Below are 26,703 nucleotides of genomic sequence, written 5' to 3'. Positions count from 1 at the left end.
AAGTTGTCTAAAGCTCTCTCCTTTCTTTCTTAATTCATATATTTGAACTTTATCTTCATAAGTTAATTTCATAATAAAAACACCCCAAAAGTTAGATTTTTATGTCTAACTTTTGGGGTGCAGTTCAAAATCCCGGCCTCTTTTTTATTTTTGTGAAAAGTAAGGTTGGCTACTAAGGCGTTGAAGGAGTGGGCGTCCGATAAAACTGATGGCAATAATTTTTGCAAGATCAGGAATGATAAAGGGAAGCACACCGACAGCGAGAGCCTTGTCAATAGGCATACCAGCAAGGAAGTGGAGGCTGAGGATACCACCGACAAAAACAAGTGAATCACCCAAGAGATTAGCTAGGAAAATACGTATAACACTACTATTTGTGTGAGTTAAGTAGGAAGCAATCCCTGCATAGACAAGGTCAAACCAAAGGTAACCCGCGCTTGGGCCAATCAGAACATGAAAACCAGCTCCACCACTAGCAAAAACGGGAAGTCCAATAGCACCAAGCAAAAGATAAAGTCCTACAGAGAGAACAGCTTCCCTAGATCTAAAAACAGTAGCAATGAGACCAATAGCAAAGTTTTGCAGAGTAAATGGAACAGGTCCAATTGGAATGCTAATTTGGGCTAATACTGCAATCAGAGCAGCGCCTATTGCTGGAATAGCATAAATGTGTGCTTTTTTCATAATAGTTAACCTCTTTTATAATTTATAGTAACTATTATACTGAAAGAGATATAAATGTCAACCTATTTTAAAAATAAAGGTTACAAACTTGTAACGGCCGATTTAAACCAAAAAGAGACCAAGGGGTCTCTTTGAGGGATTAACGCATAGTCACAAACTCTTCTGAACCAGTTGGATGGATAGCAACGGTAGCATCAAAGTCAGCTTTTGTAGCTCCCATTTTGATAGCAACTGCAAAACCTTGAATCATTTCGTCAACTCCGTAGCCGATACCATGAAGACCAACAACCTTTTCGTCTGCACCAGCTGTAACGAGCTTGAAGCGAGCTTCTTGACGGTGGCTGGTAACTGCTGAATACATAGAAGCAAATTTTGAAGTATAGACTTTGATGTTTTCTTGTCCATACTCTTTAATGGCTTCTTCTTCAGTTAGCCCAACAGTTCCAATAGCAGGGTGTGAAAAGACAACAGTTGGAATAGTAGTGTAGTCCATTTTGGCATTGGTTTTTCCATTGAAAAGTCTTTCAGAGAGTGTACGTCCAGCCTTGATAGCAACAGGAGTCAGTTCCTTTTCACCGGTGACATCACCAAGGGCGTAGATACCATCAACGACTGTGTTTTGGTATTCGTCAACTTGGATGAAACCACGTTCATTGAGAGTAACGCCTGCCTTTTCTAGCTGGAGTCCTTCAACGTTTGGATGGCGACCAGTTGCCCAGATAACTTGACTGGCAGTATGAGTACTACCATCTTCGAAATGAATGGTAATGCCTTGTTCAGTTTCTTCAAGTTTAGCAGGAACCTTATGGGTGTGGAGGTTTAATCCAGTATTTTCCATTTCTTGAACCAAGCTCTCAACAATATAGCTATCAAATCCACGAAGTGGACGTTCACGACGGACAAATAAATCAGTCTGTACACCAAGAGTATGGAGCACGCCAGCTAATTCGACAGCAATGTAACCTGCCCCAAGAATGGCTACAGATTCAGGCAACTCTTCCCAAGCAAAGACATCATCAGAACTACCACCTAGTTCTGCACCAGGAATGGCAGGGATTTGAGGATGTGCACCAGTCGCAATCACGATGTGCTTAGCTCGGATCAACTCTCCATTGACACTAACAGTATGAGCATCAACGAACTCGGCGCGTCCTTCAATCAAATCAACTCCGTTACGCTTAAAGCTTCCACCATAAGAAGAGCGAGCACGATCAATATAGGCTTCACGATTTTTACGAAGCGTTGCATAATCAAATTCATTGCCAGTACTTGTAAAACCATAGTCAGGTCCATATTTGTGGATGCTCTCTGCGATTTGAGCTCCGTACCACATAATTTTCTTAGGAACGCAGCCAATATTGACACAGGTTCCACCTAATTTCTTTTCCTCAATAACTGCCGCTTTAGCACCATGTTCACCAGCACGATTCATGGTAGCAATACCCCCGCTACCTCCTCCAATGGCGATAATATCGTATTCTCTCATAGAAAGCTCCTTTGTTGTTTTCTAGTCATATTCTATCTTTTTTTGGAGGTCAATGCAAAAATCTGCTACGTTTAAAATTTTTAAGAAAATGCTTGCAAAAATAAAAAAGAAAGTGTATTATATAACTAATACAACAATAAAAGATTTAGCAAATGTTTTTGGATAATGAGAAATAAATTGTCCATTTTTAGGATATGTGCTATAATCTTAACATATATATTTATAAAAGGGGTATTGCTATGAAAAGAAAGTCAAAAGCTAAGAAATGGCCTTTATTTACTGCTATTGGAGTGGCGTCAGTATTTGTAGTGGGAGCAGCAGCTGTTCTTCTGTTAAGACAACCAAATCAAGCTGCAGCAAAAGATGAAACTGCTAAGATAGTCCTTGCCAAAGAGGGGTCTGTGGCATCTTCAGTTCTTTTATCAGGTACAGTAACTGCTCAAAAAGAACAATATGTTTATTTTGATGGCAGCAAGGGAGACTTGGATGAGGTTCTAGTTTCAGTTGGTGATAAGGTAAGCGAGGGCCAGGCCTTAGTCAAGTATAGTAGCACAGAAGCCCAGGCTGCCTATGATGCTGCCAGTCGTGCAGTTGCTAAAGCTGACCGTCATATCAATGATCTGAATGAGTCTCGAAATACTGCTGCAGCAACACCTAACCTTCCGCAAGCAGGTCTAGAAGGAGCAACTGGACAAGCGCCAGCTCAGTCATCCGGTTCTGCCACAGCTGCTATTGATTCTCAAATCAGCGATGCTCGTGATGTGCGTGCAGATGCAGAAGCGCAACTCGAAAAAGCTCAAGCCCAGTTGAATGCTGCTACAGTATTGAGTACGGTGGAGGGAACAGTTGTTGAAGTGAATCGTAACGTTTCAAAATCTCCAACAGGAAATAGTCAAGTTTTGGTTCATATCGTAAGTAACGATAACTTGCAGATCAAGGGAGAGCTTTCTGAGTACAACCTTGCCAATCTATCTGTAGGCCAAGAAGTCACTTTTACTTCCAAGGTTTACCCAGATAAAACTTGGAATGGTAAGATTAGCTATATTTCAAATTATCCAAAAAATAACAGTGAAGCAAGTAGTAGCTTAGCTGCTTCAAACACAGGTTCTAAATATCCATATACAGTCGATGTAACTAGCGAAATCGGTGATTTGAAACAGGGCTTTACAGTCAGTGTTGAAGTGAAAAGCACTAGCAAAGCATTGATTGTTCCGATCACCAGCGTAGTCATGGAAGAAGATAAAAACTATGTTTGGATCCTTGATGAAAATCAAAAGGCCAAAAAAGTTGAAGTTGGATTGGGCAATGCAGATGCAGAAAATCAAGAAATCACATCTGGTCTGACAGATGGAGCAAAAGTCATCAGTAATCCGACAGCTTCCTTAGAAGAAGGGAAAGAGGTGAAGACTGATGAAGCAACTAATTAGCCTCAAAAATATCTGCCGTAGCTATCGAAATGGTGACCAAGAACTTCAAGTTCTTAAAAACATTAACCTAGAAGTTCAAGAGGGAGAATTTGTAGCTATCATGGGACCATCCGGTTCAGGTAAGTCAACCCTCATGAACACCATTGGGATGTTGGATACTCCTACAAGTGGTCAGTATTTTCTAGATGGAAAAGAAGTAGCTGGTTTGGGTGAAAAACAATTAGCCAAGGTGCGAAATCAAGAGATTGGCTTTGTCTTTCAACAATTCTTTCTCTTGTCCAAAATGAATGCTCTCCAGAATGTCGAACTTCCCTTGATTTATGCGGGAGTTTCAGCTTCAAAACGTCGCAAATTAGCAGAAGAGTATTTGGAAAAGGTTGAACTGACTGAGCGTAGCCATCATTTACCTTCGGAGTTGTCTGGGGGGCAGAAACAAAGGGTGGCCATAGCGCGTGCACTCGTTAACAATCCATCTATTATCTTGGCTGATGAGCCAACTGGAGCTCTGGATACCAAAACGGGTAATCAGATCATGCAACTCTTAGTTGAATTAAACAAAGAAGGAAAAACCATCATTATGGTAACGCATGAGCCTGAAATTGCTGCCTATGCTAAGCGACAGATTGTCATCCGCGATGGTGTCATTTCGTCTGACAGTGCTCAAGTAGAAAAGGGGGAAAACTAAGATGCAGAATCTGAAATTTGCCTTTTCATCCATCATGGCCCACAAGATGCGTTCTTTCTTAACCATGATTGGTATCATTATCGGCGTATCATCCGTTGTCGTCATCATGGCCTTGGGAGACTCCATGTCTCGTCAGGTCAATAAAAATATGACCAAGTCCCAGAAAGACATCCATGTCTTTTTCTCACCTACCAAGAGTAAGGACGGTTCCTTTACTCAGAAGCAGTCTGCTCTAACTCTGTCTGGTAAAGAGGAAGATGTTTTTGTTGAACCACCAAAACCTCAAGAATCCTGGGTTAAGGAAGCTGCTAAGCTCAAGGGAGTGGATAGTTACTATGTGACCAACTCAGCCAATGTAACCTTGACCTATAAGGATAAAAAGGTGGAACACGCTAACATGACGGGTGGGAATGTCACCTATATGGATGCGGTCGAAAATGAAATCATTGCAGGTCGAAGTCTTAGAGCACAAGATTATAAGGATTTTGCAAACGTGATCATTTTAGATGAAGAACTAGCTAATAGCCTTTTTGGTTCAGCGCAAGAAGCTCTCAATCAGCTTGTTGAAGTAAATGAAATCAGTTACCGTGTTATTGGTGTTTATGCAAGTAAAGAAGCTAAGGCTGCAAAAGCCTTTGGAGTCGGAGGACTACCAATCACGACCAATATTTCTCTTGCAGCCAATTTTAACACAGACGAGATTTCAAATATTGTCTTCCGTGTCAATGATACTAGCTTGACTCAGACTTTAGGACCAGAGCTGGCTAGGAGAATGACGGAGATTGCTGGTCTCCAACAAGGGGAGTATCAGATAGCAGATGCAACGGAAGCCTTCAACGAAGTGCAACAAATGTTCGGCTTCATAACAACGATTATTAGTGCCATTGCGGGGATTTCCCTCTTTGTCGGTGGTACTGGTGTTATGAACATTATGCTTGTTTCGGTGACAGAGCGTACCCGTGAGATTGGTCTACGTAAAGCACTAGGAGCAACACGAGCTAATATTCTGGTTCAGTTCTTGATTGAATCCATGATTTTAACCTTATTAGGTGGGGTCATCGGTCTTCTGCTTGCTGCAGGAGTGACCATGCTTGCAGGTGTTCTTCTTCAAAACTTGATTGCAGGAATCGAAGTTGGCGTATCCATCCCAATCGCTCTCTTTAGCTTAGCGGTCTCAGCTGGCATCGGTATGATATTTGGTGTTCTACCAGCCAATAAAGCTTCTAAACTCGATCCTATTGAAGCTCTTCGCTACGAATAAGATAATCAAGATGAAAAACAAGATGGACATCAGTCTGTCTTGTTTTTGTATGGATTTCCTTATCGAAAATCACTAAAAATGTGGTATAATGAAGTGTTAGAAAAACAGGTTTCATTAGCCTGGAAAGGAAATATTATGTCTGAAAAGAATTTTTATATCACAACACCGATTTACTATCCATCTGGTAAACTTCATATCGGTTCTGCCTACACAACCATTGCTTGTGATGTTCTAGCTCGCTACAAACGCCTTATGGGCTACGATGTCTTTTATTTGACAGGGCTTGATGAGCATGGCCAGAAGATTCAGCAAAAAGCTGAAGAAGCTGGCATCACACCTCAAGCTTATGTTGATGGGATGGTAGTTGGAGTCAAAGAACTCTGGCAATTACTAGATATATCATATGATAAATTTATCCGTACAACTGATGACTACCATGAAAAAGTAGTAGCACAAGTTTTTGAACGCTTGCTTGCTCAAGATGACATCTACTTAGGTGAATACTCAGGTTGGTATTCAGTTTCAGATGAGGAATTCTTTACAGAAAGTCAGCTTGCGGAAGTTTTCCGTGACGAAGCCGGAAATGTAACTGGCGGTATCGCTCCATCAGGTCATGAGGTTGAATGGGTTTCAGAAGAATCTTACTTCCTTCGCCTCAGCAAATACCAAGATCGTTTAGTTGAATTTTTCAAATCACATCCTGATTTCATCACTCCAGATGGTCGTCTCAATGAGATGTTGAAAAACTTTATCAAGCCAGGATTGGAAGACTTGGCAGTATCACGCACAACCTTTACATGGGGTGTGCCAGTTCCATCAAATCCTAAACACGTAGTCTACGTTTGGATTGATGCCCTTCTTAACTATGCGACAGCTCTTGGTTATGGTCAAGAGGATCATGCTAACTACGATAAATTCTGGAATGGAACTGTCTTCCATATGGTAGGAAAGGATATTCTTCGTTTCCACTCAATCTACTGGCCAATCCTTCTTATGATGTTGGATATCAAATTACCTGACCGTTTGATTGCCCACGGTTGGTTTGTCATGAAAGACGGCAAGATGTCTAAGTCTAAAGGGAATGTCGTTTATCCTGAAATGTTAGTAGAACGTTATGGACTTGATCCACTTCGTTACTACCTCATGCGTAGCCTTCCAGTGGGTTCAGACGGAACCTTCACTCCAGAAGATTATGTAGGCCGTATCAACTATGAATTGGCAAATGACCTTGGAAACCTCCTCAACCGTACGGTTTCAATGATTAACAAGTACTTTGATGGGCAAATCCCTACCTATGTAGAGGGTGTGACAGACTTTGACAATGCTCTTGCTCAAGTAGCAGAACAATCAATCGCTGACTACCATACCTACATGGAAGCAGTTGACTACCCACGTGCTTTAGAAGCAGTTTGGACTCTTATCTCACGTACCAACAAATACATCGATGAGACAGCTCCATGGGTACTGGCTAAGGATGAAGCTCTTCGTGATCAATTGGCAAGTGTTATGAGCCACTTGGCAGCCAGCCTTCGTATCGTCGCTCACTTGATTGAGCCATTTATGATGGAAACCAGTCGTGCAGTATTGAATCAACTTGGCTTGGAAGAAGTAGCGAGCCTTGAAAACTTGAGCTTGGCTGACTTCCCAGCAGATGTGACTGTAGTTGCCAAAGGAACACCAATCTTCCCACGTTTGGATATGGAAGAAGAAATCGTCTATATCAAGGAACAAATGGAAGGCAACAAACCAGCAGTCGAAAAAGAGTGGAACCCAGACGAAGTTGAACTCAAACTAAACAAGGAAGAAATCAAGTTTGAGGACTTTGACAAGGTTGAAATCCGTGTTGCCGAAGTCAAAGAAGTGTCTAAAGTGGAAGGTTCTGATAAGTTGCTTCAATTCCGCTTGGATGCAGGTGATGGTGAAGATCGTCAAATTCTTTCAGGAATTGCTAAATACTATCCAAACGAACAAGAATTGGTCGGCAAGAAAGTCCAAATCGTTGCCAACCTCAAACCGCGTAAGATGATGAAAAAATATGTCAGCCAAGGGATGATTCTCTCAGCTGAACATGATGGAAAATTAACCCTTCTCACAGTTGATCCAGCTGTACCAAACGGAAGTGTGATTGGGTAAGATTTAAAAGGACCAGTTTAAGCTGGTTCTTTTCTTTTGTGAGGTAGCAGTTGATAAAAGTGTCATTCTGCTTTATAATGAATAAAAACGGAGGAAGTTGCCATGAAATACATTCCATTTGGTCAAGAGAAAAGAGAACTATCAGAAATTGTCCTAGGCATGATGCGAATTAGTGATAAGTCTGTAAAAGAAGTTGAAGAGCTGGTAGAAACAGCCCTATCTGTGGGAATCAACGCCTTTGACTTGGCAGATATCTATGGTCGTGGTCGGTGCGAAGAATTACTGGGTCAAGTGTTAAACAATCGTCCTGACCTGCGAGAAAAGATGTGGATTCAGTCCAAGTGTGGCATTCGCATAGAAGAATTTACCTATTTTGATTTTTCAAAAGATTATATTTTAGAGTCAGTTGATGGGATTCTAAAACGATTGCAGGTTGATTATCTAGATAGCTTGCTTCTCCATCGCCCAGATGCCTTGATGGAAGCTGACCAAGTGGCAGAAGCTTTTGAAATCTTACACAAACAGGGCAAGGTTAGAGATTTTGGTGTATCCAACCAAAATCCAATGATGATGGAATTGCTGAAGAAAGAAGTCAAACAGCCTCTAACGATCAATCAGCTCCAGCTAAGTGCAGCTTTCACGCCAGGTTTTGAAGCAGGTTTCCATGTCAATATGGAAGGTAATAAGGCAGCTGTGCGTGATGGAAGCGTCTTTGAATACTGCAAACTAAACGATATAGTCATTCAGGCCTGGTCAGTCTTGCAGTTTGGCTATTTTAAGGGTAATTTTGTTGGAAAAGAGCAATTTCATGATCTAAATGAAGTTCTAAATCGACTAGCCTTAAAATACGGTGTAAGCCCATCAGCTATTGCTATCGCTTGGGTGTTACGTTACCCAGCTAAGATGCAAGCAGTAGTAGGAACAACTAACCCTAAACATTTGATAGAAGCTAGTCAATCAAGTAACTTGACTCTAACTCGAAAAGAATGGTATGAGATTTACCTAGCAGCAGGGAATGATTTGCCTTAGGAAAAAATGCATTTTAAGAAATCACAGTCAAAAAGCCGTTGGAAAACGGTTTTTTGTTATAATTAAATTAAGATTTATAGATAACAAAGGAGAAAAACATGACATTTGAAGAAATTTTACCAGGACTAAAGACAAAAAAGAAATACGTACGTACTGGCTGGGGTGGAGCTGAAAACTATGTCCAACTTTTTGACACTATCGAGCAAAACGGGGTCGCTCTTGAAGTGACACCCTATTTCCTCATCAACGTGTCTGGTGAAGGGGAAGGTTTTTCCATGTGGAGTCCGACACCATGTGATGTCCTAGCAACAGACTGGGTAGAAGTGCATGACTAGACGTGTATTGATTACGGGAGTAAGTTCAGGGATTGGTCTGGCTCAAGCTCGACTCTTTTTAGAAAAAGGTTATCAGGTTTTCGGAGTGGATCAGGGTGAAAAGCCTGCCTTACAAGGTGACTTTCACTTTCTACAACGTGATTTAACGCTTGACTTGGAACTAATTTTTGACTGGTGCCCTCAGGTGGATATTTTATGTAATACGGCAGGTGTATTGGATGACTACAAGCCCTTACTAGAACAATCCGCCCAAGAAATCCAAGAGATTTTTGAAATCAATTACGTAACTCCAGTAGAGTTGACCCGCTATTATTTAACAAAAATGCTGGAACATAAACATGGAATCATCATCAATATGTGCTCCATTGCTTCAAGTTTAGCTGGTGGAGGAGGCAACGCCTATACCTCATCCAAGCATGCATTGGCAGGATTTACCAAACAGTTGGCTTTGGACTATGCAGAAGCAGGTATCCAGGTCTTTGGAATCGCACCAGGTGCAGTCAAGACGGGCATGACGGCAGCTGACTTTGAACCAGGTGGATTGGCAGACTGGGTAGCAAGTGAAACACCCATCAAACGCTGGATTGAGCCAGAGGAAATAGCAGATGTTACACTTTTTCTAGCAAGTGGGAATGCATCTGCCATGCAGGGACAAATCCTGACGATTGATGGTGGTTGGTCTTTGAAGTAATATAGTTGATACTCAGTTGATATGTGGAGGTAAGCCATGAAAAGAGATGAGTTTGGATTTGTCTTGCCCAATCTTTACTATCGGTTTTTATCAGAGTGGGAAGAGATTGACCCCTATGAAATTGGAGATACAGGTATCTGTTTGTATGCCAAGGAGGATCTAGAGGAGCGTAATGAAACTTATCAGATTGGGTATCAGATTATCCAGATGTTATGGAAGACCGTGATGTCTACCCAGCTGATGCATCGGATCAACATCTCCAGCTAGTCTACTATGGAGAGCAGTTGATTGATGTCCTTGCAGTCGCACTTGAGGAAAAACCAAATGCAAGTCACCAAGACTTGGTCGAAGCTTTGAATTATTATAATCAGCATGATTGCTTTATGACCTTTGAAAGCTAGTAAGCATACTAGATTTATGCAGTTTCATTGATAATTAACAAATACAATAAGGAGTTAAGAAATGATAGATTACGAAAACATAAATGAAAAAATTGCCCCTTTTAGCCTGCTTGTATATGATGAGGATCCTAAAAATGTTCGAGGGTCGCTCATTTATTACCCTGATGGAGAATATAGACAGGAAGTGTTTGATACTCGAGAAGACGAAGGAGCCGAAGGAAATGGCTACGATTGGGAATCGCTAGCTTTGGTATTTTTGGAGGAAAAAATGCCTGAATTAAGCGATGATATCGACTTTGATCCTGAAGGAAGTATGTTTTGCGCCTATTCTTCCAAGGTGGACGCCTTGGCTAAATTCACTTTAGAATTTAAAGAATTTTGCGATGATATCGAAGCTATGAAAGACTTGTTCAGTCGAGCAGAGTTGGATTAGTTGACTAAAATCTATTTAAAATTTTAAAAAAGAATAGAAAGGATTTCAAATGAAGCTACCAGAAGTAGTTGAACAACTGGAAAATCATCCAGACTACATCTCTATTTAGATAAAATTTAAAAAAAGAATAAGAAAACCCAAGCTAGCTATCTCGAATCGCTGAATCATCTGGCCTATTTACTTTATCTAGGTGGTCAAGAGGAAATGACTAAGAAATTATTGGAGAGTGTCATACAAGTCCCATTTGAAGGAAATTATAACACTTGGACCTTTGTTGATAGCTCTCTGGTTTTATTGGCCTGGATGGAAAGAGAAACAGAAAATAAACTATCTGCCTATAAAAAACTGCTTTTATCTCCGTTGGAACAAGGGGAGGAATCCACTCGAAACATAAGAAGGAGAGTTCATCAGAGATTTTTGAATGGTGATAGCTTGGAGCACAAGCTTGCAAAAATCGAGCAAGCTTCAAGTCTTGAATCAGAAATGGAACGCCGTCTGCTATACTTGACAGATTTATTGAAGATTCACCTCTTTATTGCTGAGTCAACGTGCGAAGAGACAGATATTCAGGCAAAAATTGAAGAGAATATGGAGATACTGAAGAAGTATATCAAGGAACATGAAATCTATAGCCTCTTTCCTTTTAAGGGATAAGGTGAGCTAGAAATCTTTGACTTTTAGAAAGAGTGGAATATGGAAATCAAAAATCACTTTGGTGTCTATGGCGTTTGCTATGAGAATGGGAAATTGCTTTGCGTTGAGAAAACGAGAGGACCTTATCAGTATCGTTTTGATTTACCGGGTGGTAGTCAGGAACTCGGTGAGGGATTGACAGAAACTCTCAAGAGAGAAGTTCTGGAAGAGACGGGATATGCGATAAGCTCTTATTCAAAACCCAGGATTTATGATGTGATAGTTCAGGAAGAAGGGCAAGATTTCGCAGTACACCATATCATGGCCTTTTATGATATCGTACTCGATTTCAAACGCTCTCAACAATCCCTTCCTCAGAAGCTTCTTGATGGAAGCAATGATTCAGCAAATGCAATTTGGTTGAATTTAGAAGAGATTACTGCAGACAATGCCTCACCTTTAGTATTGAAGGTGAAGGCAGAGTTACGAGGATTTCCAGAATTGGACAAGACCTCTTACATGAATTGGAAGGTGAAAGATGAGAAACCAACTGGCTCTTAGTGGAGAACAAATTGTTGAAAAAGTTTATCCTCAACTATTTCACCATATCGGTATGATTCGTGGGGAATACTTGCTAAGAGAGCTCAACCAAAACATTCTGTTACCAAGTTGTCAGAAATTTGTAAAAGATTATCTAGACACTATTTGTCATTTGTACTCAGATGAAGAAGTCTGGTATCGCTTTTCAGAGTTAACAAATGCAGAAGCAAATAGTCTAGACGGGACTAAAGAGTATTTTGACGAACGCCACCCATTATTTGGATATAGAGGGACTAGGCGTTTATTGGCGTGTCCAGATGAATTTCAGGCTGAGGCACATGTCGTTATAGAAGTTTATCAAACCAATCCCAATCTGTCTGTTATTTTTCCTTTTGTTAATGATGCAGACCAATTAAAACGAGCTATTACAGTGTTACGTCAGCATGGTTTTACTGGTAAAATCGGCACGATGATTGAATTACCATCAGCTTATTTTGACTTAGACAGGATACTGGAAACGGGCATTTCAAAGATTGTAGTTGGAATGAATGATTTGACTTCTTTTGTTTTTGCGACTGTGAGGAACAGTCAATGGCATGATATGGAAAATCCAATTATGTTAGACTTACTCCGACAAATGAAGGAAAAAGCAAAGACTAAAAAGATTGACATTGCTGTAGCAGGTTATCTGAATGCTTCTTTCATACAAAAAATGAATCAGATGGGGATTGAGTGCATTATCCACTACAGTTCTATTCCGGAGATTTTTAATTTAGAGATTGACCATCCAGATCATCTCAAACGTATAAAAGAAGAAAGTAAAAAAATACAAAGGAGCAACCCATGACACCGCAAGAAATGTGGAATATCTACAAGAAAATCAATCCCTCTATCGGTGATGAGATAGATGCCTGGGCCTTTGGAGTGGAGGCCGATCTCTTGGCAGATTTGGTTTTAAAAGGCGAAAAAACAGCAACTGCCTCAGCTTACGATCTTTACGCAGTAGAGGACGAACCCCTTCCCCAAGAAGGGACCTTTGATGTTATTTTAGACAGTAAGGATCAAGCTATCTGCATTATTGAAATTACAAAGGTTTCCGTTCAGCCTTTCCATCAAGTGTCTGCTGATCATGCCTTCAAAGAAGGGGAAGGTGACAAATCCCTCGCCTATTGGCGTCAGGTTCATGAAGACTTTTTCAAAGACTGGTTAGGAGAAGCAGGTCTGGATTTTACACCTGACAGCAAGGTTGTTTTGGAAGAATTTCGCAAGGTATACCCTTTGTAGACTACTAGAAGGAAGAAAGTTTTGGAAATCGCCGTCCAAAGCTTTTTTCTGACTTAAAATATGATAAAATAGGTATGTTTGAACTAGAGCATTTGCTCAGAATTATAGAATAGGAGAATATGATGCAAGCAGTAGAACATTATATTGAAACATTTGTTCCTGAACATTATGATTTATTTTTAGACTTGAGTCGTGAGACTAAGACGTTTTCAGGAAAAGTAACCATTACTGGTCAAGCTAAGAGTGACCGTATTTCCCTTCACCAAAAGGACTTAGAAATCGCTTCTGTAGAAGTAGCAGCTCAAGCTCGTCCATTCACTCTTGATAACGAAAACGAAGCCCTTCATATCCAACTTGCAGAAGCAGGTTCAGTTGATTTGGTCATCGCTTTTTCAGGGAAAATCACAGACAACATGACAGGGATCTACCCATCTTACTACACAGTTGATGGTGTTAAGAAGGAAGTCTTGTCTACTCAGTTTGAGAGTCACTTTGCCCGCGAAGCCTTCCCATGTGTGGATGAGCCAGAAGCTAAAGCAACTTTTGACCTTGCTCTTCGATTTGACCAAGCAGAAGGCGAATTGGCCTTGTCAAACATGCCTGAGATTGATGTTGAAAACCGTAAGGAAACAGGTATCTGGAAATTTGAGACAACACCTCGCATGTCTTCTTATTTGCTGGCTTTCGTAGCTGGTGATTTGCAAGGAGTAACGGCTAAAACTAAAAATGGTACCTTGGTAGGTGTTTACTCAACCAAGGCACATCCACTTTCAAACCTTGAGTTCTCACTAGATATCGCCGTTCGTTCTATCGAGTTTTACGAAGACTACTACGGAGTCAAGTACCCAATTCCTCAATCTCTTCATATCGCCCTTCCTGACTTCTCAGCAGGTGCTATGGAAAACTGGGGTCTAGTTACCTACCGTGAAGTATACTTGGTTGTGGATGAGAATTCTACTTTTGCCAGCCGTCAACAAGTTGCTCTTGTCATTGCCCATGAGCTTGCTCACCAATGGTTCGGTAACCTTGTGACTATGAAGTGGTGGGATGACCTGTGGCTCAACGAAAGCTTCGCTAACATGATGGAATACGTCTGTGTGGATGCTATCGAGCCAAGTTGGAATATCTTTGAGGACTTCCAAACAGGTGGAGTATCTCTTGCTCTTGAACGCGATGCGACGGATGGTGTTCAATCTGTTCACGTCGAAGTCAAACACCCAGATGAAATCAATACGCTCTTTGACGGTGCTATCGTTTATGCCAAAGGAAGCCGTCTTATGCACATGCTTCGTCGTTGGCTAGGAGATGCTGATTTTGCTAAAGGTTTGCACGCTTATTTTGAAAAACATCAGTACGGAAACACCATTGGTCGTGACCTTTGGAATGCCCTTGGTCAAGCATCAGGTCGTGATGTTGCAGCATTTATGGATTCTTGGTTGGAACAACCTGGTTACCCAGTTCTCACTGCCACAGTTGAAAATGATGTTTTGAAGATTTCGCAAAAACAATTCTTCATCGGTGAGCATGAAGACAAGAACCGTCTTTGGGTAGTGCCGCTTAACAGCAACTGGAAAGGCCTACCAGATACTCTCGAAACTGAAAGCATCGAAATTCCAGGTTACGCTGCGCTTCTTGCTGAAAACAAATCAGCTCTTCGTCTCAACACTGAAAATACTGCCCACTACATTACTGACTATCAAGGTCAATTACTGGATGCTATCCTTTCAGAATTGGTTGAACTTGATAACACAAGCAAACTGCAAATCGTTCAAGAACGTCGTTTACTTGCTGAAGCAGGACACATTTCTTATGCTGACTTGCTCCCAGTTCTTGATAAACTTGCTAAAGAAGAATCTTACCTCGTCGTTTCAGCCGTTTCTCAAGTGATTTCTGCCCTTGAGCGCTTTATCGATGAAGGTACAGAAGCTGAAAGAGCCTTCAAAGCATTGGTTGCTAAATTGGCTCGTCATAACTATGACCGTCTTGGTTTTGAAGCTAAAGACGGAGAATCAGATGAGGATGAATTGGTTCGTCAGTTGGCTGTTTCGATGATGATTCGTTCAAATGATGCAGAAGCTAGTCAAGTCGCTAGCCAAATCTTCGCAGCCCACAAGGAAAATCTTGCAGGCCTTCCAGCAGCTATCCGTTCACAAGTTCTCATCAATGAAATGAAACATCATGAGACTAAAGATTTGTTAGCACTTTATCTTGATACTTATACTCACGCAACAGATGCAGTTTTCAAACGTCAATTAGCAGCTGCGCTTGCCTACAGTACAGATGCGGATAATATCCAAATCTTGATTGCTTCTTGGAAGGACAAATTTGTGGTCAAACCTCAAGATTTGTCTGCATGGTATTATCAGTTCTTAGGTCATAAGGAAACTCAGGAACCAGTTTGGGCTTGGGCGCGTGAAAATTGGGATTGGATTAAGGCTGCTCTTGGTGGAGATATGAGCTTTGATAGCTTTGTTATTCTGCCTGCCCATGTATTTAAGACAGAACAACGCTTGGCAGAATACAAGGCCTTCTTTGAGCCTCAACTTTCTGACCTAGCTCTTAGCCGTAACATCGGTATGGGAATCAAGGAAATCGCAGCACGCGTTGAATTGATTAAACGTGAAAAAGCAGCAGTTGAAGCAGCTGTTGTTCAATTTAGCAAAGCTTAAAAGATTCTAGTCTAACTAGATGACAAAAACTCAACTTTCTCTAGGAAAAACAAGGGAAGTTGAGTTTTTTTTAAGATATTTTTGCTATAATAGGTATAATAAGGAGGAATTTTTGATGATCAAGATTCTATTAGTGGAAGATGACCTAGGCCTTTCAAATTCAGTCTTTGACTTTCTGGATGATTTTGCGGATGTCATGCAAGTTTTTGATGGTGAAGAAGGTCTCTATGAGGCTGAAAGTGGCGTTTATGATTTGATTCTGCTTGATTTGATGTTGCCTGAAAAAAATGGTTTCCAAGTCTTGAAAGAATTACGTGAAAAAGGCGTTTCGACACCAGTTCTTATCATGACAGAAAAGGAAAGTCTCGATGACAAAGGTCATGGATTTGAGCTTGGGGCAGATGATTATCTAACAAAACCATTCTATCTAGAAGAACTCAAGATGCGTATCCAGGCGCTTCTCAAACGTTCTGGCAAATTCAATGAAAACACCCTCTCTTATGGTGATTTGACAGTTAATCTATCTACCAATGAGGTTAGAGTTAATGATACTGTTGTTGAACTATTAGGTAAAGAATTTGATCTTTTGGTTTATTTCCTCCAAAATCAAAATGTTATCTTACCAAAAACACAAATTTTTGACCGTTTGTGGGGATTTGACAGTGACACCACTATCTCTGTCGTAGAGGTTTACGTATCAAAAGTTCGTAAGAAATTAAAGGGATCAGTCTTTGCTGAAAACCTCCAAACCTTGCGTAGTGTTGGGTATATTTTAAAACATGTTTAATAAATTTAAAAAGAATTGGTATGCAGAAGATTTTAGCTACTTTATCCGTAACTTTGGAGTATTTACTCTGATTTTCTCTGCTATGACCTTGATTATCTTGCAGGTTATGCACTCTAGTCTCTACACCTCAGTGGATGAGAAGCTTCTGTCTCTCAGTGGCAATCCTCAAGATGTCATCCAGTTGGCTGTCAATCGAGCAACAGATGAAGTCAAAGATCTCAATAGTCAATCCGTGACTCCATCAACGGATAAAAAACCAACGGTCAGTTCCAATACAGAAGTGATTTTGTTGGATTCAAATTTGAATCAATTAGTGACTGGCAACCGCTTTTTAGGTCTTGATAAGATTACTTTTAATAAAAAGGATTTGAATCATATTCGACAACTTCATGTTCAGAATAGTTACGGTCAGGATGAGATTTACCGAGTGATTTTATCTGAAATAAATATCGATTCTGTCTCGACCAATATTAAGTATGCAGCGGTTTTGATGAATACCAGTCAGATAGAGCAAATCAGTCAAAATCATGAGCAATTAATCGTGGTAGTCATGGCTAGCTTCTGGATTTTATCCATCCTTGCCAGCCTTTATCTTGCGCGTGTCAGTGTTAAACCTTTACTTGAGAGCATGCAAAAGCAACAGAGCTTTGTGGAAAATGCCAGTCATGAGTTACGAACTCCATTGGCTGTTCTTCAAAATCGTCTAGAAACTCTTTTCAGAAAACCTGAGGCAACTATTATGGAGTCAAGTGAGAGTATTGCCTCCAGTCTAGAAGAAGTTCGGAACATGCGATTTTTAACGACTAATCTACTTAATTTAGCTCGTCGTGATGACGGTATTAAACCGGAGTTAGGAGAGGTAGAGCCGGATTTCTTTAACACAACTTTTACCAGCTATGAAATGATTGCGTCTGAAAATAACCGTGCTTTTCATTTTGAAAATCGTATTCATCGGACCATCATAACAGATAAGCTTCTTCTTAAGCAACTGATGACTATCTTGTTTGACAATGCTGTCAAGTACACAGAAGAAGAAGGAGATATTCATTTTGTCATTGCTACGACGGAGCGTAATCTCTATTTGTCAGTAGCTGATGATGGAATTGGTATTTCTGCAACAGATAAAAAGAAAATTTTTGATCGCTTTTATCGAGTTGACAAAGCTCGTACTCGCCAAAAAGGTGGCTTTGGGCTAGGTTTATCCTTGGCAAAGCAGATTGTCGATGCCTTAAAAGGAACCATCAGTGTTAAGGATAACAAACCACATGGTACGATTTTTGAAGTAAAAATCGCCATCCAAACACCATCCAAGCGTAAAAATAAATAAAAAAAGCTGTGACTTAGAAAGCGGTAGACCAAGTATCGCTTTTCTAGTTGCAGTCTTTTAGTTATCTTATAAAAAATAGGTCGGGACAAAAATCCCGACCTTTTGAATCTAATATAATTTCTTCTTAATCATTGAACGTTGAAAGTTTGATGCCGCTAAACTCAAGGCAATTGCTAGGCTAAAAGCCAGAACTGTATTGAACTTGAGGGCTAAAAAGATAAAGCTAAACAAGGCTAAAAAGACGCAAAAACAAGCAATGTTTACAAAGAAAAGAACTTCCTTCAAACTAGCAACGGAAGTTGTTTCTGGAACATAGTCTTGGTATAGCGTTGTTTGAGTTTCCTCTTCTTCAAACTCATACGATTGATATTTTCTTACGGGCATGATTCTCTCCTTAACAGTACTCTTTCATTTTACCATTTTTCAAGAAAAAAATTATTACAGTAAGGTTACAAAAAGAATAAAGTCTGTTTTCAAATGATGAAACAAATTTCTTGACACTCTTACCCAAAGATGATAGGATGGGTAAACACTCAAAACATCTTGGCTGTTCAAGTTTTTGTAATGAGGAAGCGAAATAAATATAAGTAGCAATTGCTGGTTGTTTCCGTAGATTTAGAACCACTTTGTAGGATGAATGAAAAGATTTGCATGAAAGACAGATTTTTCTGTCTTTTATTTTTGATGCTGAGTGAGCTTTTTCCACTCTTAGAAAAGTAAAAGGAGATTTGCGGTGTATCTTGCTATCAAAGAAATTTTACAGAATAAACTGCGATACAGTTTAATTCTAACAACCATTTTTCTCATTGCTTTTATGGTCTTTTTTATGACTAGTTTGGCTTTAGGACTCGTTCGAAATAATAGGGTTGCTATTGATAATTGGCAAGCAACAGGAGTTGTTCTATCCGATTATGCAAATGATAATCTGACTGCATCCTTTATACCTGAAAAAGACTACAAAGATAAAGTGTCTGGGGATGCTGTTCCCCTAAGCTACATGTTTGCGGTAACAAACCTTGTTAACAACGGTGACAAGATAAATGTCTCTATTTTTGGTCAAGAGTGGAACAGTTTTATCTCGCCAACCTTGATTGAAGGGCGTTACCCAGAAAATGACCAAGAAGTGGTAGTTGATCAGTCTTTTGAAAACTATGGAATTAAACTAGGCGATGTCATTCAACTGAATGGAAGTGAAAATTCTTATACAATCGTTGGACTTACGAAAGGGAATAAGTTTTTTACAGAACCTGTAGTATTTACAAATTTGACTAGCTATTGGACCTTGCAAGGTAGTCTGAATGCAGGTCGCTCGATTTCTGCTTTGGTCTTAAAAAATGATGTTCAGCTATCTGCTGATGGTTTAAGTCAATTAACCATTCAAAACATGATTGCCCATATTCCGGGCTACACACCTCAAGTAAACGTATTTTCAGGCATGATTTTAGCGATGATTATCATATCAGGTCTTATTATTGGTATTTTTATTTATATTATTACTATTCAAAAACTAGGCCTCTATGGGATTATGAGAGCTCAAGGAATTCAGGTTAAAACTATTGTTTGGTCGCTTTTTTGTCAAATTATATTGCTGGCAGGTTTTGGGATCGGTCTAGCCTTATTGGCAATTGTAGGTGTCATCCTTGTTTTACCTGCAACCTTCGTTTTCTATCCAAATTGGTTAGCATATTTAGGATTGAGTTTGGGAATTTGTTTGATGGCATTACTTGGAGGAGTGATTTCTCTCCCTCGTTTGCTCAAAGTTGATCCAATAACGGCTATTGCAGAATGATAAGGAGACTTATATGACACCATTGATAGAAATGAAGCAAGTGACGAAAAGTTACGGAGAAGGAAATATGAAAGTCGTTGCACTACACGAGACGAACTTTCAACTAAATGCAGGTGAATTTGTTGCCATAGTTGGTCCTTCTGGATCTGGTAAAACAACCTTTTTGACCACCTTAGGGCAGTTGCAGGAGCCTACAGGTGGGAAGATTTTAGTAAAGGGAACAGAAACGGGTAATTTGACTGAAAAAGAGAAAACAGATCTTCGGTTTAAGGAATTTGGTTTTATTTTACAGGCTTCAAATCTGATTCCTTTTTTAACCGTTAAGGAACAATTAGACCTAATTGATCGACTAGATAAAGACAAATCTTCGAAAAGTGACCGTCAAGAGTTATTTGATTTGTTGGACCTGAACAAAGTTCAAAATCATTATCCAAAGGCCTTATCTGGGGGAGAACGTCAACGAGCAGCAATTGCAAGAGCACTCTATAATAATCCCAGCATCGTACTTGCTGATGAACCAACAGCTAGTCTTGATACACAAAGAGCCTACCAAGTGACGGATATGCTTGCTTCAATTGCACATGAACAGGGAAGAGGAGTAGTGATGATTACGCATGACACCAGACTTCTCGATAAGGTGGACCGTGTCTTTATCATGAATGATGGTTACCTTGTTGAAGAAATACAAGCATAAAAGAATATAAAGTGAACTCTAGTAAAGGTGGTTCACTTTTCTTTTTCTAAAAGTGAAGAGTATAACTTTTCTTAAAAAATAGATTGCCCATAGCTGATTTTTCAGAAATGTGGTATAATTTTTCTTATGGAAAAGATTATTATTACAGTAACTGCTGAAAGCATTGAACAAGTAAAAGAATTACTAGAGGCGGGAGTTGACCGCATCTATGTTGGTGAGAAAGATTTTGGACTTCGCCTACCAAAGACTTTTTCTTATGATGAACTGAGAACCATAGCTGGTCTGGTTCATGATGCAGGTAAGGAATTGATCGTAGCGGTCAATGCCCTTATGCATCAGGATATGATGGATCGTATCAAGCCCTTCCTTGATTTCTTGGAAGAAATTAAAACAGACTACATTACTGTTGGGGATGCGGGTGTTTTTTATGTTGTAAATCGCGATGGTTATTCTTTTAAAACCATATATGATGCCTCAACCATGGTAACTAGCAGCCGTCAGATCAATTTCTGGGGACAAAAGGCTGGCGCTTCTGAGGCAGTATTGGCTCGTGAAATTCCATCAGCTGAACTCTTTAAAATGCCTGAGATTTTGGAAATTCCTGCTGAAATTTTGGTCTATGGAGCAAGCGTTATCCACCACTCTAAGCGTCCACTCTTGCAGAATTACTATAATTTTACTCAGATTGATGATGAAAAAACACGTCAACGCGACCTCTTCTTAGCAGAGCCTAGTGATCCAGATAGCCATTACTCTATTTTTGAAGACAATCATGGAACTCACATTTTTGCCAATAACGACCTCGATTTGATGACCAAATTGCCAGAGTTGGTAGAGCATGATTTCACTCATTGGAAACTAGAAGGTCTCTACACTCCAGGCCAAAATTTTGTAGAAATTGTAAAACTCTTTATCCAAGCGCGCAATTTGATTCAAGAAGGGAACTTTACACATGACCAAGCTTTCTTGCTTGATGAAGAAGTTCGCAAGCTCCATCCTAAAAATCGTTTCCTTGACACAGGATTTTATGACTACGATCCTGACATGGTTAAATAAGAATCAGAAACCCGAAATAAAATGTTCGGGTTTTTCTAGTGCAAGGATGAATTTAAAGCGTATTCATGTTATAATAGAAGTAGCTTTTTGTTTGGAGGTGTTTAAGTGGAAAATCTGAAAAAAATAGCAGGCATCAAGGCTGCTGAGTTCGTAACCGATGGAATGGTTGTAGGACTTGGAACAGGCTCGACTGCCTATTATTTCGTAGAGGAGATTGGTCGTAGAATCAAGGAGGAAGGACTTCAAATTACAGCCGTAACGACTTCGAGTGTAACGACGAATCAGGCACAAGGCTTGAATATACCGCTTAAGTCTATTGATGAGGTGGATGAGGTTGATGTGACTGTTGATGGAGCTGATGAGGTAGATCGCCAGTTTAATGGTATCAAAGGAGGCGGTGGTGCACTTCTAATGGAAAAAGTAGTTGCAACACCAACCAAACAGTATATCTGGGTGGTAGATGAGAGCAAAATGGTTGAGAAACTGGGCGCTTTCAAACTACCTGTCGAAGTTGTCCAATACGGAGCAGAACAGGTTTTCCGTCGTTTTGAAAAAGCTGGTTATAAGCCAAGTTTTCGTGAAAAAGATGGCCAACGTTTTGTGACGGATATGAAAAATTTCATCATTGATCTTGATTTAGGTGTTATTGAAGACCCGATTGCTTTTGGTCATCAACTGGATCTTCAGGTCGGTATTGTTGAGCACGGTTTATTTAATCAAATGGTTGATAAAGTGATTGTTGCAGGGCAAGCTGGCGTTCAGGTTTTAACTTCAACAAAAGGGAAATAATCAAAATAATCAAAAAAGGAGACACACTATGCCAAAATTTAATCGTATTCACTTGGTGGTACTAGATTCTGTAGGAATCGGTGCAGCACCAGATGCTAATAACTTTGTCAATGCAGGGGTTCCAGATGGAGCATCTGATACACTTGGCCATATTTCAAAATCAGTTGGTTTGAATGTTCCTAACATGGCTAAGATTGGTCTTGGGAACATCGAGCGTGAGACATCCCTTAAAACGGTTCCCACAGAGGCAAATCCTAGTGGTTACTACACTAAACTTGAGGAAGTATCATTAGGTAAAGACACCATGACAGGTCACTGGGAAATCATGGGCCTCAATATCACTGAACCTTTCGATACTTTCTGGAATGGATTCCCAGAAGAAATCCTTACAAAGATTGAAGAATTTTCAGGTCGTAAAGTAATCCGTGAAGCAAACAAACCTTACTCAGGAACTGCTGTTATCGATGATTTTGGACCACGTCAAATGGAAACAGGCGAGTTGATCATCTATACATCAGCTGACCCGGTTCTTCAAATCGCGGCCCACGAAGACATTATTCCTTTAGATGAACTCTATCGTATTTGTGAGTACGCTCGTTCGATTACATTAGAACGTCCAGCTCTTCTAGGTCGTATTATTGCACGTCCTTATGTTGGTGAGCCTGGGAACTTCACACGTACTGCAAATCGTCGTGACTTGGCTGTATCACCATTTGCTCCCACAGTTTTGGACAAACTCAACGAAGCAGGTATTGATACTTACTCAGTAGGTAAGATTAGCGATATCTTTAATGGTGCTGGGGTGAACCATGATATGGGCCACAATAAGTCAAATAGCCATGGAATTGATACGCTTTTGACAACAATGGGCCTTGCTGAGTTTGAAAAAGGATTCTCATTCACTAACTTGGTCGATTTTGATGCCCTTTACGGTCACCGCCGTGATCCACATGGTTACCGCGATTGCTTGCACGAGTTTGATGAACGTTTGCCAGAACTTATCGCTGCTATGAGAGAAGATGATCTACTTATGATTACTGCCGATCATGGTAATGACCCTACTTATGCTGGTACAGACCATACTCGTGAATACATTCCACTTTTGGCCTATAGCCCATCACTAAAAGGAAATGGACACTTACCAATCGGTCATTTTGCTGATATTTCGGCAACAATCGCTGATAACTTTGGCGTAGATAAGGCTATGATTGGTGAAAGCTTCTTAGATAAATTGGTTTAAGATGACTCGCTTGGCATTACTGGTTAGAGGGATCAATGTCGGTGGAAAACATAAGGTGGTCATGGCCCAGCTTCGTCAAGAATTGACAGAGTTGGAATTGGAAAATGTTGAAACCTACATCAATAGTGGCAATATTTTCTTTGATACTAGTATACCTAGAACTCAGTTGGTTGAGAGGCTACAGGATTTCTTTAAAGAACATTATCCATTTATCCAACGTTTTTCCTTGTTAAGTCAAGAAGACTACGAAGAGGAGCTTAGAACTCTTCCGGAATGGTGGTTCCAAGAAATGGCTCGAAAGGATGTTCTCTTTTATACTGAGGGACTGGATATCAAGCAAGTCATCGAGAAAGTCGAAAGTATGGAACTGGTAGATGAAGTGCTTCATTTCGGGAAACTGGGGATCTTCTGGGGCAAATTGTCAGAAGAAACCTATAGCAAAACAGCCTATCACAAGTACCTGCTTAAGATGCCTTTCTATCGTAATATTACTATTCGAAATGCAAAAACCTTTGACAAAATCGGTCAATTTTTAAAAGATTATGAAGGAGACAGACAATGACATTATTAGCAAAAATCAATGAAACAGCTGCTTTCTTAAAAGAAAAGGGAGTAGAAGCACCAGAGTTCGGCTTGATTCTTGGATCAGGACTTGGCGAACTTGCTGAAGAAATTGAAAATCCAGTTGTGGTAGACTATGCTGAGATTCCAAACTGGGGACGTTCTACTGTTGTTGGACACGCTGGAAAATTGGTGTACGGTGAGCTTGCAGGACGTAAAGTTTTAGCCCTTCAAGGACGTTTCCATTTCTATGAAGGAAATCCGCTGGAAGTTGTTACTTTCCCTGTTCGTGTTATGAAAGTTTTAGGCTGTGAAGGTGTGATTGTTACCAATGCTGCTGGTGGTATCGGCTTTGGTCCTGGTACTTTGATGGCTATCACTGACCACATCAATATGACAGGCCAAAACCCTCTAATCGGTGAAAACTTAGATGACTTCGGTCCACGTTTCCCAGACATGTCAAAAGCCTACACTCCAGAATACCGTGCTACAGCTCATGCAGTTGCTGAAAAGCTTGGTGTTAAACTTGATGACGGTGTTTATATCGGTGTAACTGGTCCAACTTATGAAACTCCAGCTGAAATCCGTGCTTATAAGACACTTGGTGCAGACGCTGTCGGAATGTCAACCGTTCCAGAAGTCATCGTTGCAGCTCACTCTGGCTTGAAAGTTCTTGGTATTTCATGTATTACCAACTTTGCTGCTGGTTTCCAAGAAGAACTCAACCACGAAGAAGTGGTAGAAGTGACCGAACGTGTCAAAGGCGACTTTAAAGGCTTGCTGAAAGCGATTCTTGCAGAATTGTAATGTTATGAGAGTACGACTCCAAAGTATTCCCTATGGACTGAGAGTGCTTCTAGCCACTTTATCATTAGGAATAGGGACGGGTCTGGTCGGAATTGCCTGTCATTATCTACTAGAAGGGGTGCAGGGGCTGGCCTTTGGCCAAGATAAGTCGGATTTACTCCAGCAATTTCAAGAAGCTGGAGGTCTCCGTAGATTTTTGGTCTTATGTGTGACTGGGTGTTTGGCAGCTGGTTTTTGGTATGTCTTGCAAAAGCGTTATAAGATTCTGTCTATTCGCCAGCAAATTGACTTAGCTGGAGACAGGGAACCAGCGCTCTTAGCCCACCTCCTTCATGCAGGGATGCAGGTTGCGATTGTCGGAGCAGGTGCATCGGTCGGAAAAGAAGGAGCACCACGTGAGGTTGGGGCTCTTCTAGCTGGTCGCTTGGCGAAAGGTTTTTCTCTAGCCCTCAAAGAGCGAAAAGTCTTGATTGTCTGTGGTGCTGGAGCTGGTTTAGCTGCGGTCTATCAAGTTCCCTTTGCCAGTAGCTTGTTCGTCTTTGAGACTTTAGGACTCGCCTACAGTTGGCAGAACCTTCTACTGGTTTTGACCAGCACTTATCTGGCCACCTGGGTCGCTCAGTCCATCATTGGTCAGGAGGCTATTTATCACCTGTCCGCAGTCTCATGGTCGGCTAGCAGTTTCTTTCAGGCTATTGTGATTGCTTTCTTGGTTACTCCCTTGGCTCTGGTCTTTGCTTTCCTAGCCAAGCGGGCTAGTCACAAACGGCGGAAGAATGGGTCGATTCTTTGGGCTCTTCCGCTAGCCTTTCTAGTGCTGGGGGGACTAGCAATCTTTTTCCCTATCTTTATGGGAAATGGCCAGATACTAGCGCAAGCCCTCTTGTCTAGCCAGTCGATTCCTTATCTTCCACTGGCTCTTGCAGTGAAGGGGATTCTGGTTTATTTCCTCTTGCGCAATGGTGCTTATGGGGGAACTTTAACACCATCATTTGCCTTAGGGATTGGATCTGGCTACCTAGTGACCTTGCTTTTGACAGCAGTTGGGATTCATCTAGATCCTGCTCTAGGGATGTTACTAGGAGCGACCGTCTTTTTAGGGACGACCTTAAAAGCTCCTCTGACAGCCATTGCCCTGAGCCTTGGATTTACAGGCCAAACTTGGAGTTTGACAATTCCGCTTGTACTTGCGGCTGGTCTGTCTTACGTGATTCGAAAGAGATGGGAGAAGAAACGATGAAGGTACATTTTGTACTGCATGAAACCTTTGAAGTGCCGGGCGCTTATCTAAAATGGGCGCAGGATCGTGGCCATCAAGTGACCACGACCAAAGTCTATGAGAATGAAGCCTTACCAGAGACAGTGGATGAAATCGACTTCTTAATTGTGATGGGGGGACCTCAATCGCCAGATGAAGATCGGGAAACTTTTCCATACTACGATCCTCAGGCAGAGATTGAGCTGATTCAAAAGGCTATGAAGGCAGATCGTTATATTGTTGGGGTCTGTCTTGGTGCTCAACTCTTGTCTGTTGCTTATGGCGCAGAGTATGAGCATAGTCCAGAGCGTGAGATTGGTGTTTTTCCAATAACGCTAACTGAAGCTGGATTAAAAGACAATCATGTCAAAGTTTTTGGACAAACTTTAAATACTGGTCACTGGCATGGAGATATGCCGGGATTAACAGAGGATGCTATCGTCCTTGCGACCAGTCAAGGCTGTCCACGTCAGATTATTCGCTTTAGTCCTAAACACTATGCCTTCCAAGCTCATTTGGAATTTGATCCAGAAGCAGTAGAGCTCTTAATTGCTGCGGATGGTGAAGAAGTTTTGGAAGAACAAAGCAAAAAATTGACTTATGTTCAAAAGTCTGAAGCTATTCGTAACTATGCTTATCGAGAAATGAATGCAAAACTCTATGCATTTTTGGATTCATTAACAAATTAAAAATAATAGAAAGGT

The 26,703-nt window shown here is 40.7% G+C and carries 28 protein-coding genes and 1 pseudogene; 26 read left to right on the top strand and 3 right to left on the bottom strand.

Going from position 1 to position 26,703, the window contains the following annotated elements:
• Positions 1-144 precede the first annotated feature (144 nt).
• Entirely contained in the window at positions 145-684 is a 540-nt protein-coding gene (locus QM928_RS00960) for a biotin transporter BioY (RefSeq protein WP_371607973.1), read from the bottom strand.
• A gap of 139 nt (positions 685-823) precedes the next feature.
• Positions 824-2,170 carry a glutathione-disulfide reductase gene (gene gor / locus QM928_RS00955; protein ID WP_414294257.1) on the bottom strand — a complete coding sequence of 449 codons (1,347 nt, stop codon included), beginning with the start codon at positions 2,168-2,170 and terminating at the stop codon, positions 824-826.
• 239 nt (positions 2,171-2,409) lie between these two features.
• On the opposite strand from gor, the gene QM928_RS00950 reads away from it, so the two are divergent.
• From QM928_RS00950 to QM928_RS00870, 17 genes and pseudogenes are all read left to right on the top strand, one after another.
• The gene (locus QM928_RS00950; protein WP_414294256.1) at positions 2,410-3,597 is read left to right on the top strand and encodes an efflux RND transporter periplasmic adaptor subunit; all 1,188 of its coding nucleotides are present in this window, start codon (positions 2,410-2,412) and stop codon (positions 3,595-3,597) included.
• Positions 3,581-4,282: an ABC transporter ATP-binding protein gene (locus QM928_RS00945; protein ID WP_414294255.1), complete on the top strand. Its 702-nt coding sequence runs from the start codon at positions 3,581-3,583 to the stop codon at positions 4,280-4,282. Before QM928_RS00950 ends, QM928_RS00945 begins: the two co-directional genes overlap by 17 nt.
• 1 nt (position 4,283) lies before the next feature.
• On the top strand, positions 4,284-5,543 hold the full coding sequence (locus tag QM928_RS00940; protein ID WP_414294254.1) for an ABC transporter permease: 1,260 nt from the start codon (positions 4,284-4,286) through the stop codon (positions 5,541-5,543).
• 135 nt (positions 5,544-5,678) lie between these two features.
• Positions 5,679-7,676, top strand: a complete 1,998-nt coding sequence (gene metG, locus QM928_RS00935) for a methionine--tRNA ligase (RefSeq protein WP_414294253.1) — start codon at positions 5,679-5,681, stop codon at positions 7,674-7,676.
• A 102-nt stretch (positions 7,677-7,778) separates the two neighbouring features.
• Positions 7,779-8,705, top strand: coding sequence for an aldo/keto reductase (locus QM928_RS00930; protein WP_414294252.1), 927 nt, complete (start codon positions 7,779-7,781; stop codon positions 8,703-8,705).
• A gap of 98 nt (positions 8,706-8,803) precedes the next feature.
• Positions 8,804-9,040 carry a DUF2829 domain-containing protein gene (locus QM928_RS00925; RefSeq protein WP_042768384.1) on the top strand — a complete coding sequence of 79 codons (237 nt, stop codon included), beginning with the start codon at positions 8,804-8,806 and terminating at the stop codon, positions 9,038-9,040.
• Positions 9,033-9,731: a 3-oxoacyl-ACP reductase gene (locus QM928_RS00920; protein ID WP_315638900.1), complete on the top strand. Its 699-nt coding sequence runs from the start codon at positions 9,033-9,035 to the stop codon at positions 9,729-9,731. Before QM928_RS00925 ends, QM928_RS00920 begins: the two co-directional genes overlap by 8 nt.
• A gap of 36 nt (positions 9,732-9,767) precedes the next feature.
• A complete protein-coding gene (locus tag QM928_RS00915; protein ID WP_414294258.1) occupies positions 9,768-9,998 on the top strand; it encodes a hypothetical protein in 231 nt (76 codons plus the stop codon).
• The gene (locus QM928_RS00910) at positions 9,944-10,132 is read left to right on the top strand and encodes a hypothetical protein (RefSeq protein ID WP_414321983.1); all 189 of its coding nucleotides are present in this window, start codon (positions 9,944-9,946) and stop codon (positions 10,130-10,132) included. Before QM928_RS00915 ends, QM928_RS00910 begins: the two co-directional genes overlap by 55 nt.
• Before the next feature lie 61 nt (positions 10,133-10,193).
• Positions 10,194-10,565 (top strand): Imm51 family immunity protein, encoded by a 372-nt coding sequence (locus QM928_RS00905; RefSeq protein WP_075231916.1) that lies wholly within the window; start codon positions 10,194-10,196, stop codon positions 10,563-10,565.
• A 49-nt stretch (positions 10,566-10,614) separates the two neighbouring features.
• A pseudogene (locus tag QM928_RS00900) lies at positions 10,615-11,219 on the top strand (DUF6707 family protein).
• A gap of 39 nt (positions 11,220-11,258) precedes the next feature.
• Positions 11,259-11,759, top strand: coding sequence for an NUDIX hydrolase (locus tag QM928_RS00895; protein ID WP_414294251.1), 501 nt, complete (start codon positions 11,259-11,261; stop codon positions 11,757-11,759).
• Positions 11,737-12,585, top strand: coding sequence for a putative PEP-binding protein (locus QM928_RS00890; RefSeq protein WP_075231914.1), 849 nt, complete (start codon positions 11,737-11,739; stop codon positions 12,583-12,585). The genes QM928_RS00895 and QM928_RS00890 overlap by 23 nt, the downstream gene beginning before the upstream one ends.
• Positions 12,582-13,022, top strand: a complete 441-nt coding sequence (locus QM928_RS00885) for an ASCH domain-containing protein (RefSeq protein WP_075231913.1) — start codon at positions 12,582-12,584, stop codon at positions 13,020-13,022. Before QM928_RS00890 ends, QM928_RS00885 begins: the two co-directional genes overlap by 4 nt.
• A gap of 122 nt (positions 13,023-13,144) precedes the next feature.
• Positions 13,145-15,691, top strand: coding sequence for a M1 family metallopeptidase (locus tag QM928_RS00880; protein ID WP_075231912.1), 2,547 nt, complete (start codon positions 13,145-13,147; stop codon positions 15,689-15,691).
• Positions 15,692-15,806: 115 nt separating this feature from the next.
• Complete coding sequence (locus QM928_RS00875; protein WP_414321982.1) at positions 15,807-16,478, top strand: response regulator transcription factor; 672 nt, start codon at positions 15,807-15,809, stop codon at positions 16,476-16,478.
• Positions 16,471-17,805: a sensor histidine kinase gene (locus QM928_RS00870; RefSeq protein WP_414294249.1), complete on the top strand. Its 1,335-nt coding sequence runs from the start codon at positions 16,471-16,473 to the stop codon at positions 17,803-17,805. The genes QM928_RS00875 and QM928_RS00870 overlap by 8 nt, the downstream gene beginning before the upstream one ends.
• 108 nt (positions 17,806-17,913) lie before the next feature.
• On the opposite strand, the gene QM928_RS00865 is transcribed toward QM928_RS00870, so the two are convergent.
• Positions 17,914-18,189, bottom strand: coding sequence for a DUF3270 family protein (locus tag QM928_RS00865; protein WP_001145235.1), 276 nt, complete (start codon positions 18,187-18,189; stop codon positions 17,914-17,916).
• Positions 18,190-18,538: 349 nt separating this feature from the next.
• On the opposite strand from QM928_RS00865, the gene QM928_RS00860 reads away from it, so the two are divergent.
• The 9 genes from QM928_RS00860 to QM928_RS00820 all read left to right on the top strand — a co-directional run bounded on the left by QM928_RS00860 (position 18,539) and on the right by QM928_RS00820 (position 26,688).
• Positions 18,539-19,594, top strand: a complete 1,056-nt coding sequence (locus tag QM928_RS00860; protein ID WP_414294248.1) for an FtsX-like permease family protein — start codon at positions 18,539-18,541, stop codon at positions 19,592-19,594.
• 13 nt (positions 19,595-19,607) lie between these two features.
• Positions 19,608-20,288: an ABC transporter ATP-binding protein gene (locus QM928_RS00855; protein ID WP_414294247.1), complete on the top strand. Its 681-nt coding sequence runs from the start codon at positions 19,608-19,610 to the stop codon at positions 20,286-20,288.
• Between the two features lie 126 nt (positions 20,289-20,414).
• Positions 20,415-21,344: a peptidase U32 family protein gene (locus QM928_RS00850; protein WP_414294246.1), complete on the top strand. Its 930-nt coding sequence runs from the start codon at positions 20,415-20,417 to the stop codon at positions 21,342-21,344.
• Positions 21,345-21,449: 105 nt separating this feature from the next.
• On the top strand, positions 21,450-22,133 hold the full coding sequence (rpiA, locus tag QM928_RS00845) for a ribose-5-phosphate isomerase RpiA (RefSeq protein WP_414294245.1): 684 nt from the start codon (positions 21,450-21,452) through the stop codon (positions 22,131-22,133).
• Positions 22,134-22,161: 28 nt separating this feature from the next.
• Entirely contained in the window at positions 22,162-23,373 is a 1,212-nt protein-coding gene (locus QM928_RS00840; protein ID WP_414275957.1) for a phosphopentomutase, read from the top strand.
• 1 nt (position 23,374) lies between these two features.
• Positions 23,375-23,935, top strand: coding sequence for a DUF1697 domain-containing protein (locus tag QM928_RS00835; protein ID WP_414273342.1), 561 nt, complete (start codon positions 23,375-23,377; stop codon positions 23,933-23,935).
• On the top strand, positions 23,932-24,741 hold the full coding sequence (locus QM928_RS00830; protein WP_000173180.1) for a purine-nucleoside phosphorylase: 810 nt from the start codon (positions 23,932-23,934) through the stop codon (positions 24,739-24,741). Before QM928_RS00835 ends, QM928_RS00830 begins: the two co-directional genes overlap by 4 nt.
• A 4-nt stretch (positions 24,742-24,745) precedes the next feature.
• The gene (locus tag QM928_RS00825; RefSeq protein WP_248035464.1) at positions 24,746-25,981 is read left to right on the top strand and encodes a chloride channel protein; all 1,236 of its coding nucleotides are present in this window, start codon (positions 24,746-24,748) and stop codon (positions 25,979-25,981) included.
• A complete protein-coding gene (locus tag QM928_RS00820) occupies positions 25,978-26,688 on the top strand; it encodes a type 1 glutamine amidotransferase (RefSeq protein WP_248035462.1) in 711 nt (236 codons plus the stop codon). Before QM928_RS00825 ends, QM928_RS00820 begins: the two co-directional genes overlap by 4 nt.
• The last annotated feature ends 15 nt before the right edge of the window (positions 26,689-26,703 follow it).

This window comes from Streptococcus infantis (genome assembly GCF_047460405.1).
GTDB classification, from domain to species: domain Bacteria; phylum Bacillota; class Bacilli; order Lactobacillales; family Streptococcaceae; genus Streptococcus; species Streptococcus infantis_Q.
This window is presented reverse-complemented; position numbering and strand designations above follow the sequence as displayed.

What these genes read in the sequence shown, in the direction of transcription:
- QM928_RS00960 (WP_371607973.1), bottom strand. Translation starts at nt 684, where the DNA reads ATGAAAAAAGCACACATTTATGCTATTCCAGCAATAGGCGCTGCTCTG.
- gor (WP_414294257.1), bottom strand. Translation starts at nt 2,170, where the DNA reads ATGAGAGAATACGATATTATCGCCATTGGAGGAGGTAGCGGGGGTATT.
- QM928_RS00950 (WP_414294256.1), top strand. Translation starts at nt 2,410, where the DNA reads ATGAAAAGAAAGTCAAAAGCTAAGAAATGGCCTTTATTTACTGCTATT.
- QM928_RS00945 (WP_414294255.1), top strand. Translation starts at nt 3,581, where the DNA reads ATGAAGCAACTAATTAGCCTCAAAAATATCTGCCGTAGCTATCGAAAT.
- QM928_RS00940 (WP_414294254.1), top strand. Translation starts at nt 4,284, where the DNA reads ATGCAGAATCTGAAATTTGCCTTTTCATCCATCATGGCCCACAAGATG.
- metG (WP_414294253.1), top strand. Translation starts at nt 5,679, where the DNA reads ATGTCTGAAAAGAATTTTTATATCACAACACCGATTTACTATCCATCT.
- QM928_RS00930 (WP_414294252.1), top strand. Translation starts at nt 7,779, where the DNA reads ATGAAATACATTCCATTTGGTCAAGAGAAAAGAGAACTATCAGAAATT.
- QM928_RS00925 (WP_042768384.1), top strand. Translation starts at nt 8,804, where the DNA reads ATGACATTTGAAGAAATTTTACCAGGACTAAAGACAAAAAAGAAATAC.
- QM928_RS00920 (WP_315638900.1), top strand. Translation starts at nt 9,033, where the DNA reads ATGACTAGACGTGTATTGATTACGGGAGTAAGTTCAGGGATTGGTCTG.
- QM928_RS00915 (WP_414294258.1), top strand. Translation starts at nt 9,768, where the DNA reads ATGAAAAGAGATGAGTTTGGATTTGTCTTGCCCAATCTTTACTATCGG.
- QM928_RS00910 (WP_414321983.1), top strand. Translation starts at nt 9,944, where the DNA reads ATGGAAGACCGTGATGTCTACCCAGCTGATGCATCGGATCAACATCTC.
- QM928_RS00905 (WP_075231916.1), top strand. Translation starts at nt 10,194, where the DNA reads ATGATAGATTACGAAAACATAAATGAAAAAATTGCCCCTTTTAGCCTG.
- QM928_RS00895 (WP_414294251.1), top strand. Translation starts at nt 11,259, where the DNA reads ATGGAAATCAAAAATCACTTTGGTGTCTATGGCGTTTGCTATGAGAAT.
- QM928_RS00890 (WP_075231914.1), top strand. Translation starts at nt 11,737, where the DNA reads ATGAGAAACCAACTGGCTCTTAGTGGAGAACAAATTGTTGAAAAAGTT.
- QM928_RS00885 (WP_075231913.1), top strand. Translation starts at nt 12,582, where the DNA reads ATGACACCGCAAGAAATGTGGAATATCTACAAGAAAATCAATCCCTCT.
- QM928_RS00880 (WP_075231912.1), top strand. Translation starts at nt 13,145, where the DNA reads ATGCAAGCAGTAGAACATTATATTGAAACATTTGTTCCTGAACATTAT.
- QM928_RS00875 (WP_414321982.1), top strand. Translation starts at nt 15,807, where the DNA reads ATGATCAAGATTCTATTAGTGGAAGATGACCTAGGCCTTTCAAATTCA.
- QM928_RS00870 (WP_414294249.1), top strand. Translation starts at nt 16,471, where the DNA reads ATGTTTAATAAATTTAAAAAGAATTGGTATGCAGAAGATTTTAGCTAC.
- QM928_RS00865 (WP_001145235.1), bottom strand. Translation starts at nt 18,189, where the DNA reads ATGCCCGTAAGAAAATATCAATCGTATGAGTTTGAAGAAGAGGAAACT.
- QM928_RS00855 (WP_414294247.1), top strand. Translation starts at nt 19,608, where the DNA reads ATGACACCATTGATAGAAATGAAGCAAGTGACGAAAAGTTACGGAGAA.
- QM928_RS00850 (WP_414294246.1), top strand. Translation starts at nt 20,415, where the DNA reads ATGGAAAAGATTATTATTACAGTAACTGCTGAAAGCATTGAACAAGTA.
- QM928_RS00840 (WP_414275957.1), top strand. Translation starts at nt 22,162, where the DNA reads ATGCCAAAATTTAATCGTATTCACTTGGTGGTACTAGATTCTGTAGGA.
- QM928_RS00835 (WP_414273342.1), top strand. Translation starts at nt 23,375, where the DNA reads ATGACTCGCTTGGCATTACTGGTTAGAGGGATCAATGTCGGTGGAAAA.
- QM928_RS00830 (WP_000173180.1), top strand. Translation starts at nt 23,932, where the DNA reads ATGACATTATTAGCAAAAATCAATGAAACAGCTGCTTTCTTAAAAGAA.
- QM928_RS00825 (WP_248035464.1), top strand. Translation starts at nt 24,746, where the DNA reads ATGAGAGTACGACTCCAAAGTATTCCCTATGGACTGAGAGTGCTTCTA.
- QM928_RS00820 (WP_248035462.1), top strand. Translation starts at nt 25,978, where the DNA reads ATGAAGGTACATTTTGTACTGCATGAAACCTTTGAAGTGCCGGGCGCT.